Source organism: Microbacterium sp. ZW T5_45 (assembly GCF_044987415.1).
Classification (GTDB): Bacteria; Actinomycetota; Actinomycetes; order Actinomycetales; family Microbacteriaceae; genus Microbacterium.
The window spans coordinates 1-14,267 of the sequence record NZ_JBJDRJ010000003.1 but is presented as its reverse complement, the minus strand read 5'-3'; the positions used below and the strand labels follow the sequence as shown (position 1 = coordinate 14,267).

At 66.8% G+C, this 14,267-nt stretch carries 15 protein-coding genes, 1 other RNA gene and 1 pseudogene; 8 read left to right on the top strand and 9 right to left on the bottom strand.

Translation table 11 applies throughout. The annotated features are described in order from the left end of the window. Positions 1-34: 34 nt before the first annotated feature. The 5 genes from ACI3KS_RS01890 (at position 35) to ACI3KS_RS01870 (ending at position 4,102) form a co-directional block, all read left to right on the top strand. Complete coding sequence (locus ACI3KS_RS01890; protein ID WP_404914631.1) at positions 35-421, top strand: YchJ family protein; 387 nt, start codon at positions 35-37, stop codon at positions 419-421. A 33-nt stretch (positions 422-454) separates the two neighbouring features. After that, positions 455-1,204, top strand: coding sequence for a zinc ribbon domain-containing protein (locus ACI3KS_RS01885; protein WP_404914629.1), 750 nt, complete (start codon positions 455-457; stop codon positions 1,202-1,204). A 28-nt stretch (positions 1,205-1,232) separates the two neighbouring features. Further along, the gene (locus ACI3KS_RS01880) at positions 1,233-2,924 is read left to right on the top strand and encodes a bifunctional 3'-5' exonuclease/DNA polymerase (RefSeq protein WP_404914627.1); all 1,692 of its coding nucleotides are present in this window, start codon (positions 1,233-1,235) and stop codon (positions 2,922-2,924) included. A gap of 23 nt (positions 2,925-2,947) precedes the next feature. Then, positions 2,948-3,304: RNase P RNA component class A (gene rnpB / locus ACI3KS_RS01875), an RNA gene on the top strand. 63 nt (positions 3,305-3,367) lie between these two features. Further along, entirely contained in the window at positions 3,368-4,102 is a 735-nt protein-coding gene (locus tag ACI3KS_RS01870; RefSeq protein WP_404914625.1) for a WhiB family transcriptional regulator, read from the top strand. Positions 4,103-4,128: 26 nt separating this feature from the next. Here the strand turns inward: ACI3KS_RS01870 and ACI3KS_RS01865 are convergent, their stop codons facing one another. The 9 genes from ACI3KS_RS01865 to ACI3KS_RS01825 all read right to left on the bottom strand — a co-directional run bounded on the left by ACI3KS_RS01865 (position 4,129) and on the right by ACI3KS_RS01825 (position 10,902). Further along, positions 4,129-4,416, bottom strand: a complete 288-nt coding sequence (locus ACI3KS_RS01865) for a hypothetical protein (RefSeq protein WP_404914623.1) — start codon at positions 4,414-4,416, stop codon at positions 4,129-4,131. After that, a complete protein-coding gene (locus tag ACI3KS_RS01860; protein ID WP_404914621.1) occupies positions 4,413-6,551 on the bottom strand; it encodes a hypothetical protein in 2,139 nt (712 codons plus the stop codon). Before ACI3KS_RS01860 ends, ACI3KS_RS01865 begins: the two co-directional genes overlap by 4 nt. A 369-nt stretch (positions 6,552-6,920) precedes the next feature. Then, positions 6,921-7,766, bottom strand: a complete 846-nt coding sequence (locus ACI3KS_RS01855) for a phage major capsid protein (protein ID WP_404914619.1) — start codon at positions 7,764-7,766, stop codon at positions 6,921-6,923. Between the two features lie 113 nt (positions 7,767-7,879). Then, on the bottom strand, positions 7,880-8,476 hold the full coding sequence (locus ACI3KS_RS01850; RefSeq protein ID WP_404914617.1) for a hypothetical protein: 597 nt from the start codon (positions 8,474-8,476) through the stop codon (positions 7,880-7,882). Beyond that, a complete protein-coding gene (locus tag ACI3KS_RS01845; RefSeq protein ID WP_404914615.1) occupies positions 8,473-8,703 on the bottom strand; it encodes a hypothetical protein in 231 nt (76 codons plus the stop codon). Before ACI3KS_RS01845 ends, ACI3KS_RS01850 begins: the two co-directional genes overlap by 4 nt. A gap of 420 nt (positions 8,704-9,123) precedes the next feature. Then, on the bottom strand, positions 9,124-9,417 hold the full coding sequence (locus ACI3KS_RS01840; RefSeq protein WP_404914613.1) for a helix-turn-helix domain-containing protein: 294 nt from the start codon (positions 9,415-9,417) through the stop codon (positions 9,124-9,126). A gap of 14 nt (positions 9,418-9,431) precedes the next feature. Next, positions 9,432-9,911, bottom strand: a complete 480-nt coding sequence (locus ACI3KS_RS01835) for a hypothetical protein (RefSeq protein WP_404914612.1) — start codon at positions 9,909-9,911, stop codon at positions 9,432-9,434. Beyond that, a complete protein-coding gene (locus ACI3KS_RS01830) occupies positions 9,911-10,708 on the bottom strand; it encodes a hypothetical protein (RefSeq protein ID WP_404914610.1) in 798 nt (265 codons plus the stop codon). Before ACI3KS_RS01830 ends, ACI3KS_RS01835 begins: the two co-directional genes overlap by 1 nt. After that, positions 10,705-10,902, bottom strand: coding sequence for a helix-turn-helix domain-containing protein (locus tag ACI3KS_RS01825; RefSeq protein ID WP_404914608.1), 198 nt, complete (start codon positions 10,900-10,902; stop codon positions 10,705-10,707). Before ACI3KS_RS01825 ends, ACI3KS_RS01830 begins: the two co-directional genes overlap by 4 nt. 97 nt (positions 10,903-10,999) lie before the next feature. Between ACI3KS_RS01825 and ACI3KS_RS01820 the strand changes: the two genes are divergently transcribed. From ACI3KS_RS01820 to ACI3KS_RS01810, 3 genes and pseudogenes are all read left to right on the top strand, one after another. Further along, positions 11,000-11,650, top strand: coding sequence for a helix-turn-helix domain-containing protein (locus ACI3KS_RS01820; RefSeq protein WP_404914606.1), 651 nt, complete (start codon positions 11,000-11,002; stop codon positions 11,648-11,650). Further along, complete coding sequence (locus tag ACI3KS_RS01815; protein ID WP_404914604.1) at positions 11,625-12,791, top strand: tyrosine-type recombinase/integrase; 1,167 nt, start codon at positions 11,625-11,627, stop codon at positions 12,789-12,791. The genes ACI3KS_RS01820 and ACI3KS_RS01815 overlap by 26 nt, the downstream gene beginning before the upstream one ends. Before the next feature lie 112 nt (positions 12,792-12,903). Continuing rightward, positions 12,904-14,136: pseudogene (locus ACI3KS_RS01810) on the top strand (DUF222 domain-containing protein); the annotation flags it as partial. Between the last annotated feature and the right edge of the window lie 131 nt (positions 14,137-14,267).

Here is a 14,267-nt window from a genome sequence, read left to right as displayed (position 1 = left end):
AGCTGGCTCTCATGACCTCGGTGATCCTGCCCTCATGATCGATGACTCCGCGCGGTGCCCGTGCGGCTCCGGCGACCTGCTCGGCGGATGCTGCGGTCCGATCCTCGCCGGAGTACCGGCACCCACCGCGGAGCGTCTGATGCGTTCGCGGTACACGGCGTTCGCGCTGCACGACGTGGAGCATCTGCGCCGCTCCTGGCACCCGTCGACGATGCCGTCCGACCTGGATCTCGATCGCGACCTCGTCTGGCGACGGCTGCTGATCCTCGATCGCGTCGCGGGGGGACCGTTCGACCGCGAGGGCGTCGTGGAGTTCGAGGCGTTCTGGCGTGAGGGCGACGCCCGCGGTTCGCTGCGCGAGCGCAGTCGCTTCGTGCGGGAGGGCAGGGCGTGGCTGTACCTCGACGGTGAGGTGCTGTGATGGGCGTCGTCGGCACCGGATACATTTGACAGTGTGAAAGCGAGCCCCGAACACCAGCGCATCCTTCTCGACGTCGCCGACATCGATCGGCGCATCTCCCAGGCGGAGCACGCGCGGACCAAGCCGGTGCAGGCGGCGCGCATCAGCGAACTCGTCTCGATCCGTCAGGATCAACTGCGGGAACTCACCGCTCTGACGGGCGTGCGCGACGATGCGCGCATCGAGTTGACCAGGCTCGAAGCCGATGTGAAGCTCGTCGAACAGCGCCGCGCGCGAGACACGGAGCGCCTCGCCACGGCGACCAATGCGAAAGAGGCGCAGGCGCTCGAATCGGAGCTCGACAGCCTCGCCCGTCGCCAGAGCTCTCTCGAAGACACCGAGCTCGACGTGATGGGCCGCGTCGAAGAAGCCGACGCGGCGGTCGCCGCACAGCAGGCGCTGCTCGACGCCACCACCGCCGAAGGCTCCGCGCTCACGGCACAGGCGAAGGCCGACGTCGCAGCGGCCACCGAGCTCGGTGCGCAGCTCGCGCGTGACCGGGCCGCCATCACCGAGGTACTCCCCGCACCGCTTCTGGCGGACTACGCGCGACGCGCCGGCAACAGCGCCGGGGCCGCGCTGCTGACCGCCGGTACCTGCGAGGGCTGCCGCATCGTCCTGCCGAGCACTGACCTCAACAGCATTCGGCGGGCGGCTGACGACGAGGTCGTGTCGTGCCCTGAATGCGGCTGCATCCTCGTCCGCACCGACGAGTCCACGCGGACCGACGAGTCCGGGCGGTGACCGGCGGGGCGTTCAGCCCCGCTGCGCGATGACGGCGGTGCACGAGCAGCGCGTACTGCTGCTGTCCGTCGGCGCCGGACGGTTCGCCGTCGTCGAGATCACCGGCGAGGGGAGCGCGGGCGAACGTCGCGATCTGTCCGAGTCCGAGCTCATCGAATGGGTGGACCGGCGCGAACGTGCGCAGAGCCCGCGCTGGGTGATCCGCGCCGCGAGCGAGATCTACCCTCGGCTGCTCTCGGCAGGGGTCCGGCTCGGGCGCACGCATGATCTCGTGCTCTGCCATGCGATTCTGCGTGACACGGCGATCGTTCCCCGCCCGCTGGCACCCTCCGCCGACTGGGCGCGGCGGGAGCCGGTCGTCGAGGCTCCTGCACTCTTCGATGCGTTCGACGAGAGCGTCGAAGAGCACCCTGTCGATCAGGCTCTTGCACAGTATCGAGCGCAGTCCGACGTGATCGCCTCGTCCACGGACGGTCGCCTGCTGCTGCTCTGCGCGGCGGAGTCGGCCGGCGGCTTGATCGCCGAAGAGATGCGTGCCGCCGGGCTGCCCTGGGATGACGTCGAGCACGACCGCATCCTCACAGAGATGCTCGGGACGCGCCCGATCGGCGGCGGTCTGCCGAGCCGGATGGTCGAACTCGGCGATCGCGTGCGCGAGATCCTCGGCGATCGCTCGCTCCACCTCGACAGCCAGCCCAAGATGCTCCGCGCGCTGCACCGTGTCGGCGTGCACGTCGAGTCCACGAGCAAGTGGGAGCTCGCTCAGCATGAGCATCCGGTCGTGGAGCCGCTGCTCGCGTACAAGAAGATGTCCCGCCTGCTCAGCGCGAACGGATGGGCGTGGTTGGCGGAGTGGGTGCACGACGGGCGGTTCCGTCCTGTGTACGTTCCCGGCGGAGTCGTGACCGGACGCTGGGCCTCATCGGGTGGTGGCGCACTGCAGCTGCCGCGCGGTCTGCGCACGGCCGTGCGGGCGGATCCCGGCTGGATGCTCATCGTCGCCGACGTCGCCCAGTTGGAGCCGCGGATGCTCGCCGCCATGGCTGCGGATCAGGCCATGGCGCGCGCCGCACAAGGACGAGACCTCTATGCCGGAGTCGTGGAGTCGGGTGCCGTCGCCACGCGCGAGGAGGCCAAGTACGCGGTGCTCGGCGCGATGTACGGCGCGACCACGGGGGACAGCGGACGACTCGTGCCCCGGTTGCGCAAGGTCTACCCGCGGGCGATGAGCCTGGTGGACGATGCCGCGCGCAGCGGTGAGGACGGCGGTGTCGTGTCCACCTGGCTCGGACGGTCCTCGCCCCGCCCGTCTGTCGAGTGGTCGCAGCTGCAGTCCCGTGCGACCGACGCCGATGTCGACCAGAGCGAGGTCGCCGTCGCCCGCCGCCGGGCGCGCGATTGGGGGCGTTTCACCCGCAACTTCGTCGTACAGGGTACCGCGGCGGAGTGGTCGCTGATCTGGCTCGCCGAGATCCGCCATCGGCTGGACGCCCTGCCGCCCGCTCCCACCCCTGCTGCGGCATCCGGTCCGTTCGCCCGCCGCGCGCATCTCGCCTTCTTCCTGCATGACGAGGTCATCCTGCACGTACCCGAGGAGCAGGCGGATGCCGCGGCGGAGGCCGTGCGTGAGGCGGCCGCCGTCGCGACCCGTAGGCTCTTCGGCACCTTCCCGATCGACGTGCCGCTGGACCTGCGGGTCTCGCGCTCGGGGGAGAAGTAGCGCCGGTAGACTGGTGGGGCGAATGGGTCGACTGGACGGTCGCGTGGCGGGAGACCGCACCGAGGAACGTCCGGGCTCCACAGGGCAGGACGGTGGGTAACGCCCACCCGGAGCAATCCGCGAGAAAGTGCCACAGAGAGCAGACCGCCCCGCAAGGGGTAAGGGTGAAAGGGTGGTGTAAGAGACCACCGGGGGCCATGGTGACATGGCCCGCCAGGTAAACCTCGTCCGGAGCAAGATCAGACAGAGGATGTCGACGCGGCTCGCCGAGTCCTCGGGTAGATCGCTAGAGTGCCACGGCAACGTGTCGCCGAGAGAGATGGCCGTCGAAGGGGCGAAGAACCCCGGAACAGAACCCGGCGTACAGGTCGGCCCATTCGCATTTACGGCTTTGACCAGGACTTATCCCAGTCCAGGTCGGATCAAGTCCGCGCAGAGTCCGCATGAGTCCTCTCACGCGTGCCGTACCGCTGTTGGCGAACCGATCGTGCGACGATGCCGTCATGGGGATGGGTGCTGAGGTTCAGTGGTTGACGTACGCCGAGGCTGCACGGCGGGTGCAGAAGTCGAAGCGCACGGTGCAGCTGTGGCGCCGGCAGGGGATGCCGATGCAGTGGACGGAGCAGGACGGGCAGCGGGTGCGGGTCGTCGAGCTCGATGTTCTGCTCGCGTGGTGGCGGCGGAAGATGACGGCGAGCCCGGTGCACTTCTACCAACTGCGGAAGCGTGCGGTCGAGCGGGGCGAGACACCCCCTCCGGTCCCTGAGAGGTTCCGTGCCCGCAGAACCCCCACTGAACAGCCTCAGGGACGGGAAATCGGCGCCTCACAGCCCACTCAGGTACCAGACGGCCAGGACGACGTTACGGGGCGCTCAGAGACGTTCGCTCAGGTGCTCGCCGACCTCCCACCATTCCACGGCTACTCCGAGCACGCGGTGCTCATGGCCGCGATGGAAGAAGACCCGCCGGCATGCGATGGGCTCGAGGTATTCACCCGCGACCGATACGGCGAGCCGGAAGAGGTCGCAATGATGCGTGACATCTGCCGGTCATGCCCGCTGCTCGACCTCTGCCAGGCGTTCGCGGCCGCCGGGAAGCCGACCGGCGGCATGTGGGCCGGCATGACACCGGCAGAGATCGGGGGTCGCGTTTCAAACGCGACCCCCGCAGCGGCCTGAGCGTTCCGACCGGATTCCGACTGGAATCAGCGACGCGGTTTGCGGAACTTCCCCCGCGGCGACGGGTACTTCAACTCGCCCTGATCCGGGAAATCAGCAGCCACGGCCGCGGCGGCGATCGCGAGCTCCTCCTCCACACGCGCCAGAGGTGTGCCCTGCGCGAGTATCGACGCGAAGTACTGCGCGATATGGATCGGATCGACGCCGCTGTCCCACGCCGCCTCATACGCTGCAGCGCCGACAGACGCGTCATGTGAATGCGCCGCCTGGATCAGCAGCAGCGCCTGGTACTTCAGGTCGTCGCCGTAGCTCATGATGCCGAGAACGCCCTCTCTGCCTCACGACCCCACTGCCGCATCTGAAGCCGCGGGTCCGTCTGCTGCGGGTAGATGTACTGGACCACGGAACGAGAGACCGCCGGCGACGCCGCACGAGCAGTGCCACCAACTCCGGCCACCGTCTCGGGGTCGGAGTAGGTCGCCGCCGGGAAGGCCGGTCCTGTCTTGCCCATGCCGCTGAGCCACTGGTCCCAGTACGCCTCACCCGACTTCTCAAGCCGCGTCCAACCCGAACCCGCGAGAGGGCCACGAAGAGCCGGCGAGTTCGGGAAGAACCCCTTCACCCACTCGAGCGCGTCGGACACCTTCTCGCCGATCTTCGCGAACATCGACGTCACGCCGTCCAGGAATCCGCCCATGAGAGCCTGCCCCGACGAGTAGAGCGTCTTGCCCAGATCGCCGATTGCTGCCAGAGCACGCCCTGGAAGGCCAGCGATGAACCCGACAGTCTCGTTGATCTTGTTCGACACGCTGGACGCGATCTCCCCAAACCATGACTGGAATCCGAGTAGAAGATCTGCTCCCCACCGGTGAACGTCGCCGATCGGGCCGCCCAAGTCGAGCAGCTTCTGCCCGAACTCCGAGAAGGAGGTGTCCCCAGAGAGCAGGCCGAAGATCGCCTCGTACATGCCGATCTGGTCGTTACCTGCCTTCGTCACGTCGACCATCAGCGGAGCAAGCCACCCGATGAGTTCGATGATCGCCGGGAGGGCATCCGCGAAAGACTCCAGCAGGCCAGGCAGCAACGGCAGGACGTCCTCGGCGAGCTCTGCGAGTTTCGGGAGGACGTCGGCGAACGCTTCCGCGAGTTCGGGGCCCTTGTCCTCGGCAAGCTGCGCGATCGCGGGCATCAGGTCGTCACCGATGATGCCCGCGACCTTCTCAGCGATCGGCAGGAAGCTGTCACCGATCGTCGCGGAGATGTTCTCCCACTTCGCCGAGTTCTGCTGCACCATCGACGCGTAGGAGTCCTGCTCACGAATGGCGCCGCCCTGAGCATCCGCCGTCTGCTCGTACAGCGCTGCGAGCGTTTCCTGACGCTTCGCCTCATCCTTCGCAGGCCCCTCGAGGTCGCCGAGGCCCTTCGCCAACAGGCGGGCTTCCAACGTCGCATCAGAGATCGTGACGCCGTACCGTTCGATCGGATCGCGCTCACCACGGAGCAGCGACGACAGCGCCTCCACAGCCTCGGACGTTGTCCCGCCGTAAGTGGCCGCGAGGTCCGAAGCGAGCCCGATCAGGTCGTCGGTCTTACCTGCGACCTGATCCATCGGGATGCCCATGTTCTTGAACTGGGAACCGATGACCGTCGCGAACTCGTTGTACGCGTTCTTCGACAGACCAACCGACTGCGCCGCCTCCGACGCCCACTCATGGATCGCGTCCGCCTGGTCACCGAACACAGCGTCGACACCGCCGACAGACTGCTCAAGATCCGACGCAGCACCAATCGCGTCGAGGACGAAATCCTTCGCCTGCCCGAACGCATCCGCGACGATGTTCCCGATGCCGAGCGCCGCGAAAGCCGCGATCAGCGGACCCGCGAACCCCTTGACCCCGCCGACGACGTTCGACCGGAACCCGTTGATGCCCTTGTCGCCCGCCTGCGCGAGCTCGTCGCCCGCGTCATCCGCAGCGCGCGCGAGCTCACCCTGGGCCTTCTTGAGCCCGTCTGTGGCCTTCTCGGTGCCGTCGTGTGCTTCCTTCAGCTGCCGGGAAGCTGTTGCGAGACGCTCCTGAGCACGGATCGCCTGGGACGAGTCCTCCGAGTACTTCTCGTTCGCCTCGTTCAGCTGCGCCTGAGCGACACGCACCTTCCCGATCGCGTCCTGTTCCTTCAGACGCGCCTGAGACAGTGCTCGCGATGCCTTCGCGACGTCCGCCTCAAGCTGCTTCGTGACCTTGTCGGATGCCCCGTTCGCGGACTGCTCGAACGCCTTCTTGAACCCGGAGCCGACCTGCTTCCCGGAGTCCGTGCCCGTTGTCGCGAACGCCCGCGAGAAGCCCTGTGCGCCAGCCTTGCCGCTGGCGTTCGTCTCCTTCGTTACCTGGGAGCGGAACCCCTTGAACACGGGGACGACAGCGACCTCTGCGACGGCAACCTGAGACATGCACGCACCTCCTGGTGCTTCGGGGAATGGGTCAGACGGCCTGACACAGATGGGAAACGGGAAATGACACAGTTACCCCGCGAAAACCGCGAGATTCCGGGGCAAATGCGAACCAATACGAATGCGAACAGGTCGCGAATTGTGTCGGAGAGAGACGCGGCCACGCCGGGCGGGAGGTGTCCCGTCGACCCGAGGTTGGGTCATACCCCCGGGTCGACGGACGGTGTTGGTTCGAGCTCGAAGCGCCACGCGCCGGTCTGGGTGCGGAACGGTGCGATTGCCCGCGCGTAGACGCCGCAGTCTCCGCACCTCACCCGGTCCCGTGGTGGGTTCGGGAGGCGCTCCCAGTCGTGAGCGTGTGGCATCGGCTCAGGCCGTGATGAGGATGCGGCTCAGTGCCTTGGGGTGCGGGAAGCCGAAGCCGAGGCGCATGACGGCACGGATCAGCACGGCGTCGCGGGTGAACGCGGCGTGCTCGCTGGTGTCGATGTCGACGTCCTTGCGGAGGATGACCTTCGCGTAGGTCGGGTCGACGCCCCAGATCGTGCCGACCGGGACCGCGGGGCTGCGGAGCAGGGGCACGCCGAACACGGACTGCGCGCCGGGACGCGAGACGTTCATGTTCAGGACGGGCTCGATGCTGTCAGCCTGCTTCTTCAGCGTGCTGATGAGCAGCGCATCGGAGGGGTTGGCGATGAACGACTGGATGCTGCCGCCGTTCTGCTCGCTGAGCGACAGAGCGTTGGCGAACGGGTCGAGGTTCGTGAGGATCCCGCCGGTGACCGTGACGGTGTTCACGTCTGCGGTGATCGATCCGAGGCCCTTGGGTGCCGGTGCGGCGAGGTTGCCGAAGAACGCCTGGTCGACCTTCTTCGCGATGTCACGGGCGATGCTCGCGCCGATCACGTCGCCTGCCTCGGGGTCCGAGTCCTCGAGCATCTCGGTTGTGGTCTCGGTCAGGCCGGCGAGCTTCGCGAGTTCGACGACGAGCTTGTCGAAGGTGGGGTCGCTCTCCGCGATCTCCTGCCCCTCGGCGGTCCATGATGCGGTGGCGTCCTCGGTGACCAGCGGGATGACGTAGCGGTGCAGCGAGGTCGGGATGACGTCAGCGACCTGGAAGGCGATCGACGCCTCGGTGACCGGCTGGACGATGAGCGAGCCGTAGTCGTCGGGCAGAAGGCCGGAGACGTCGTCGGTGTTGGTGGTGATGGACATGCGAGCTCCAAAAGGATGAGGGGCACGCGATGGACACGTGCCGTGTGGCTGGTGTCACGTTGCGGCCCTGCCGCTTCGCGTGCCCCTCAGGAGCTTCGGGAGTCAGGTGTGGATCACTGATCCGGGTTCCTGCTCACCTCCAATCGTACCTTGCTCGACTTCGCCTCGACGGCAGGATCGCCGCCGCCGCGCCGAGTTGGAATGACGTCGCTCCACCGGCGGCCCGAGTCCCCGAATGCCCGCTCGAGCTTGCTCGGCCGCTCGGCAGGACGACCCTGGACAGGCGTACCCCGCCCCGGCTGCGGCTTCGTCCGAGGCTGCACCCGCTGCGGCTTCAGCGACGGATGATCCTCGAGCAGTTGCGCCACCGCGGCGTCGAGCTTGGTCAGATCGATACGCCCATCCTCACCGACCCACGCCTCCCGGTCGACGAGCTTCCCGAACACCTTCGGGTCGCCCACGCGGTCGGCGATCAGGCCCACGATGACGTGCTCCTGCAGCTCAGCGATGTGCGACTCATGGTCCGCGATCGTCGCCTCCGCGGCGCGCAGCTGCGTCCGATACTTCGCGGCCTCCGCATTGCCCTTCTTCTCCGGCTCGACGGACTCCTGCGGCTCTGCCGGCGGCTCCTGCTGCTGTTCCTCACCCTCGACAGGCTCGATCGGCTCCTGACCCTCTGCGGCGCCCTCAGCGCCAGTCGTATCGGTCATTCTGACTCCTGTTCTGCTGCGGACTCGATGAGCTCCGCGGCCTCGATGTCGGCCTCCGTCACCCCGAACGCCTCGGGGAGGAAGACCACTGTCTGCTGGTAGATCTCGTCGACATGGATCGGGACGCCGTCCACGTCCTCGACGACCGTCACGATCTGCTCCGTGAACCCGTCGAGCTTCTTGATCGCGAGCGCCGCGGCGAGACGCTCATCCCTCGACGCACTCACGCGATCGCCTCGTGAGTCACCTTTGGACGCGACCCCGTCAGACCATCCCGATACCGGCGGCCGGCACGATCACGGATGCATCCTGCCACCTCTCCATCATTGGCCAGCGCCGCGGGGACGCGGCAAGATCGCGAGCACCTGCAGAGGTGAGATGGGGCGTGCTGCCGTGCTCCCAGCGTCATCTCGCCTTGAGCCGCCTCGCCGGCGGGGCATCGAGCGGCAAGCCGCCCGATCAGCGATGAGGGATTCATGATCGATCTGTTCGAGGGGAATGCTCGCTCTGGTCGATGCGCGGGACGCGCGAGACGAAGTCGTTGGAGTCCGGCAGAGCGTGTGACGTGAGAGGTATCTACTTCATGGCTACCCAGTGGCCCATAGGCGGATCCGCTGTATCGCATACCCAGTGGCCCGAAGTATGGGCTACCCAGTGGCCCATAACTCGCCCTTGAACTTGACCAGATAGTGCGCTGAGTTCCCGCTGCCCTGGCTGCCCGCCGAGAGCTGCTGGATGATGCCCTTCTCCATGAGCGCATCGAGCGCCTTGCGGACACCGGATCGCTGCATACCGGTCTCCTTCGCGATGAGATCCTGACTCGGCCACGAGACACCGGTTGCGTCCGCGTGGCTCCGAAGGCAGAGCAGCACGAGACTCTGCCCTGGCGTGGTGGGAAGATCCGCGAGCACCTTGCTGCGGAGCATCCGATCGGCTGGCATGCGCGCCACACGACTTACACCCCACCTTCGCGGTCGCGGTGCGCCTCGTCGACGCCCGCAGGACGCCGCAGAACACGCTCAGTAGCCGTCGCCGCCTCTAACAGCCGCATCGCCACATGACGGGCCTCAGCTCGCGTCAGAGGGGCCTTGTGCCGCACGGTGATCCCTGCGGCCTCCACGACCACCACTGGAGTGGCAGGCGCCGTCTCCAACGCGTGGACGAGGTCGAGCAGCTCGTCGAAGTTCGGACGGCTCATGAGCTCGTCGAGGATGTTGCGCAGCCTGCCCGTCTCGGCGATCTCGTCTGCGAGCACGGCAACGGTGACGCACAGCATCCGCAGCGCTCCCTCGACGACCTCGGCGGACGTGTCAGGGGCCTCGTGCACGCGGCGGTGGATGATCTCGGTCACCATGTCGTCGCGAAGGTCACCGAACTCGGTGTTCGTCGCCGTGCGGGTCAGCTCCTGCGCGAGCGTGAACGCCGTGGCGCGCATCAGCACACCTCCCGCTGCTGCAGCGCGACAGAAACCGCGGCGAACTCGAGCGCAGCACACGCAGCGATACGGGCGAACGACTCCGCCTCCTGCACGCTCGTGAACCGAATCTGCGTGTTCCCGTCCACCCACATCGTGAGCGTCAACTCGCCCATCACCACCTCGTCCGTGTCCGGCCGATAGGTGAGCTCCTGCTCGATCACCGGGTGATACTCCGCGTCGATCGGCCGCACCCACGCGATCACAGGCTCGTCACCTTGCTCGGCGTCATCGTCGGGGATCGACGCGCCCCGTTCCTCCACCGACTGCACCCACGGCGCCGGCGTGACATTGGGGAACTCGGGGAACACCTTGGGCGAGTGGTAGATGTCGCGCCACTCCCTGCCCCGGCAGTAGTGCTCATGCCACGCGGCTCTCTCGCTCGGCTCGAAGTGGTCGACGTCCGCGGTCGACGTGCCGTCCTCGGCAGTGAACTTGTCGCGGTTGGTGGCGAAGAAGGCGGCGAGCTCGGCGTATCGAGGATCCGTGGGGCCGTAGATCGGGAAGATCGGCTCGCCCTCGCGCGCGTCGGTGGTGTCTGAGATGATGTCCATGTTCGTGCTTTCTCCTGGGATGGGGTCAGATGCGTTCTCGGCCTCGTCAGCGGTTGCCGCCGCTGCGGGGCCTTCTTCGTGTTCGAGGACGGCGCCGAAGCCCTCGACGAGCGTGCGCCGCGCCTCAGCGACAGCCGACGCTGGCTGGGAGGTGTCCAGCGTCGCGATGCGGCCGGACGGCAGCACGTACCGCTCGACGCTCACACCTGCTCCTCGAATGCCGCTGCGATGTAGGCCTCGAGGTCGCTGCGGCGGATCATCCTGCGGCCGGAGATCTTCCCGCTCTTGATCTGCTTGTCGTGGATGAGCCAACGCACCGATGAGACCGTGCGGCGTAGCGCATCAGCGACCTCCTCGACGGTCATCAGATCTCCGAATGCGGTTCGTTCCTGTGTCATGTCGACCCTCTCAATAGTGTGAAAGCGACAGCATGCTGTCGACATGGCCAACGCTATTTGGGGTTGTGTGCTGTTGTCAAGTAGGTATGCTGAGTTTGTGACAGCAGAGCAGGAGTATGACCGTGAGTTCGGCCAGAAGGTGGCGTCGTCGAGAACGGCTCAGAACGTGAGCCAGCGGGCTCTGTCCGCCGAGCTCTCGAAACTGGGTGTATCGCTGGACTCGGCTGCGCTCTCTCGCCTCGAACAGGGGAAGCGAGCTCCGAAGTTGCAGGAGGCGGAGGCGATTGCGACCGTGTTGCAGGTTCCTCTTCAAGACCTGTTGCCAGGCGCCGAGCGGTCTCCGGTCGAAGAGCTTGGTAGGGCGTGGGGCGCTATCCAGAAGAGCACCGACGACGTGCTCTACAAGCTCACGGGTTTGGCTGGTCAGCTTGACCACTTCGCCACGCTGCTTGACGTCAATCCCGACGCGGCAGACGAGCTATGGGGGAAGGAAGGCGATGCTGACTGGAAGCAGTGGATGCGCTGGACGGTATCGACTCTCACTCGATATGCGCCAGATCGGGTCGTCGAAGCCACGGGGGAGAGGCGGGCCGATCTCATCGAAGTACTCGAGGTTGTCGCCCGTGGAGCGATTGCCCGAACGTCGAGCACTGTTTCGGCCAGTGACCTCGATGACGACGGTATGCCAGGCTTCTTGTTCTCGGTGAGAGAGGTTTCTGACGATGGCGAGCATCAAACAGAGGCCTGACGGTGTCTGGCGAGCCCGCTACCGCGACAACGCAGGCAAGGAGCATGCCCGCCACTTCAAGCTGAAACGAGACGCGCAGCGCTGGCTCGACGAGGTCACAGCATCCGTCGTCACCGGCCAGTACGTCGACCCGAAGGCCGCGCAGAGCACCTTCCGCGCATACGCCGAAGCGTGGCTCGCCGCCCAGGTCCACAAGCCGGCCACGGCCACTCTGTACGCCGGCCACCTCGAACGACACGCCTACCCCGTGCTCGGCGATCTGCGCCTCGGCAGCATCACGACGACGACCGTTCAGGGCTGGGTGAAGCGCCTCAGCATCGGCGACGAGACGGCGGACAGAGCCCCGCTCGCGCCCGCGACAGTCGGCGTGGTCTACACGATCGTCGCGTCGGTGTTCCGCGCCGCTGTGCACGACCGGAAGCTCGCCGAGTCACCGTGCAAGCGGATCAAGCTCCCGACCGTCGAGAAGTCCCGCATCCGGCCGCTGACAACCGAGCAAGTCACGATGCTCGAGGACACCGTTCCCGACATGTTCCGGGCGCTCGTGATTCTCGGTGCCGGAACCGGCATGCGTCAGGGCGAGATGCTCGGACTCACCCGCGACCGGCTGCGCCTGCTCGGGAAGAACCCTGTGGTCACCGTCGACAGGCAGCTCGTCACGCGCGAGCACGGCGAGACGGAATTCGCGGCACCGAAGACCGAAGCATCACGCCGAGTCATCCCGCTCCCGCGCGTCGTCGTGACCGCTCTGAACGATCACCTCGCGCGGTACGACGTCGCCGCTGACGGGCTGCTGTTCACCTGGATGGGGCGAGCGATCACCCGGCAGCGGTTTGGGCGCATGTGGCGTCCTGCAGCCGCGGTTGCCGGTCTGGACTCGGAGACGGGCACGGGCGCGCATGCACTCCGTCACTACTACGCGAGCTTGCTCATCCGCTACGGCGAGTCCGTGAAGACCGTGCAGGCGCGGCTCGGGCACAAGTCGGCATCGGAGACGCTCGACACGTACGGGCACCTGTGGGCGGATTCCGACGACCGCACTCGGGATGCCATAGATACGGTGCTATCAGTCCGCGCCGAGTCCGCAGATAGTCCGCAGAAGTCCCGGTCTGTGGCAACAGCGTCCAATACCGCTCATTGACTCGATCCCAGATCAGAGCGCGAATCCCGTCATCGGCAACACTGGCCAATCAGATACGCTCTGAACCCGGCGTACAGGTCGGCCCATTCGCACCTCCGGTTCGACCGCGTGGATGCGCGTCGAGGCAGCGGAACCGAGCGCAGCTGTCCTTGCGCCTTTCGGCACTTGCGCGTTGCGCGGGGGTGGGCTGCCCGTTCGGTCGTCGAGGGCTCACCTTTGTCGAGGCCGGAGCCGGCACCTCTTCTCCTCGGGGCTGAACGTCGCGCCACGACGTTCAGAGAGCTCTTGTTCTGGGGGCGTCTTCGTGCTTTCGTGTCATATATTTCACCGCGATCCTCTTCCGTTATTCGTAGTTTTGTTCTATACTCGGTTCATGGATACCCCGTGTGATCTGGATCTCGAGTTCCGGGAGCGTGAGCGGATTCTCGCGTCCTGGGTCGAGGTGCGGGAGCGGATCGCGGCGTTGGAGGCGGTCGCGGCGGGTCTGCTGATGGAACAGGTCGATCAGCATGATCGGGACGTGGTCGAGTTCCCGCGGCATCGGGATGCGATCTACCGATCGATGGTCGCGGAGTTCTCCGCCGCAGGCCACGTGTCCAAGGGGTCGATGGAGTACGCGTTCACGGATGCCCGTCGGGTGCGGGACTGGCTCCCCGCCGTGCGTGCTGCCGCGCAGGCCGGGAAGCTGTCGGCCGCGCATGTGCGGGAGATCGCACGGGTGTCGGAAGTGGTCGCGGAAGCGATCTCGGCGGGGCGGGCGGATGCCGCGTTGATGGGGCTGTTTGAGGCCGCGGTGCTTCCGGTCGCAGAGACGGATACGGCGTCGCGGACGCGGGTGCATGCGCGGGAGGTCGCGTCCTCGCTCGTCGGGGAGACCGTCGTGGGTCGTCATAAGCGTGCGGCGCGGGAGCGGTCGGTGACGGTGCGGTCCCTCGACGATGGGCTGGCGATCTTGACGGCGGTGTTGCCGGAGTGGATCGCGGTCGCGATTCAGGACCGGATCACGCGGATGTCGCAGCAGGTGATCGCGGACCGTGACGCTCGCGAACCCGTCCTGGACACCACGGAGCCCGACGCGGATGGGTCGTTGCGTGCGGATGATCTCGACCCGTGGGACCCGCGCCTGGATGAGCATGATCGTCTCGATGACGAGGCGGTGATCTTCAGCGCCGACGGGGCGACGTTCACCCGCGACCCCGACGACGACATCGAACACCTGCCTGCGGATACCCGCACCCGGGATGAGGTGCGGGCGGACGTGTTCACCGACCTGCTCCTCGCCGGTGTCCCGAGTGCGGCGGTCGGGGATGCGGCCGCCGCGGTCCAGGCGCGCATCCAGGTCACGGTCAGAGCTTGTCAAGTTGTGTGTGTAAGGAGTCGGGGTCTCACGGTTAGAGGTAGGGCTCGATGCGCTCGGGATAGACGAGGGCGAGTTGTTCGAGGGCTTTCATCCAGTTCGTGACGACTTGTCCTTCG

Excerpts from the sequence above, each read along its gene's own strand:
- ACI3KS_RS01890 (WP_404914631.1), top strand. The coding sequence starts at position 35 with ATGATCGATGACTCCGCGCGGTGCCCGTGCGGCTCCGGCGACCTGCTC.
- ACI3KS_RS01840 (WP_404914613.1), bottom strand. The coding sequence starts at position 9,417 with ATGCCAGCCGATCGGATGCTCCGCAGCAAGGTGCTCGCGGATCTTCCC.
- ACI3KS_RS01835 (WP_404914612.1), bottom strand. The coding sequence starts at position 9,911 with ATGCGCGCCACGGCGTTCACGCTCGCGCAGGAGCTGACCCGCACGGCG.
- ACI3KS_RS01815 (WP_404914604.1), top strand. The coding sequence starts at position 11,625 with ATGGCGAGCATCAAACAGAGGCCTGACGGTGTCTGGCGAGCCCGCTAC.
- ACI3KS_RS01825 (WP_404914608.1), bottom strand. The coding sequence starts at position 10,902 with ATGACACAGGAACGAACCGCATTCGGAGATCTGATGACCGTCGAGGAG.
- ACI3KS_RS01850 (WP_404914617.1), bottom strand. The coding sequence starts at position 8,476 with ATGACCGATACGACTGGCGCTGAGGGCGCCGCAGAGGGTCAGGAGCCG.
- ACI3KS_RS01855 (WP_404914619.1), bottom strand. The coding sequence starts at position 7,766 with ATGTCCATCACCACCAACACCGACGACGTCTCCGGCCTTCTGCCCGAC.
- ACI3KS_RS01865 (WP_404914623.1), bottom strand. The coding sequence starts at position 4,416 with ATGAGCTACGGCGACGACCTGAAGTACCAGGCGCTGCTGCTGATCCAG.
- ACI3KS_RS01880 (WP_404914627.1), top strand. The coding sequence starts at position 1,233 with ATGACGGCGGTGCACGAGCAGCGCGTACTGCTGCTGTCCGTCGGCGCC.
- ACI3KS_RS01860 (WP_404914621.1), bottom strand. The coding sequence starts at position 6,551 with ATGTCTCAGGTTGCCGTCGCAGAGGTCGCTGTCGTCCCCGTGTTCAAG.
- ACI3KS_RS01870 (WP_404914625.1), top strand. The coding sequence starts at position 3,368 with ATGAGTCCTCTCACGCGTGCCGTACCGCTGTTGGCGAACCGATCGTGC.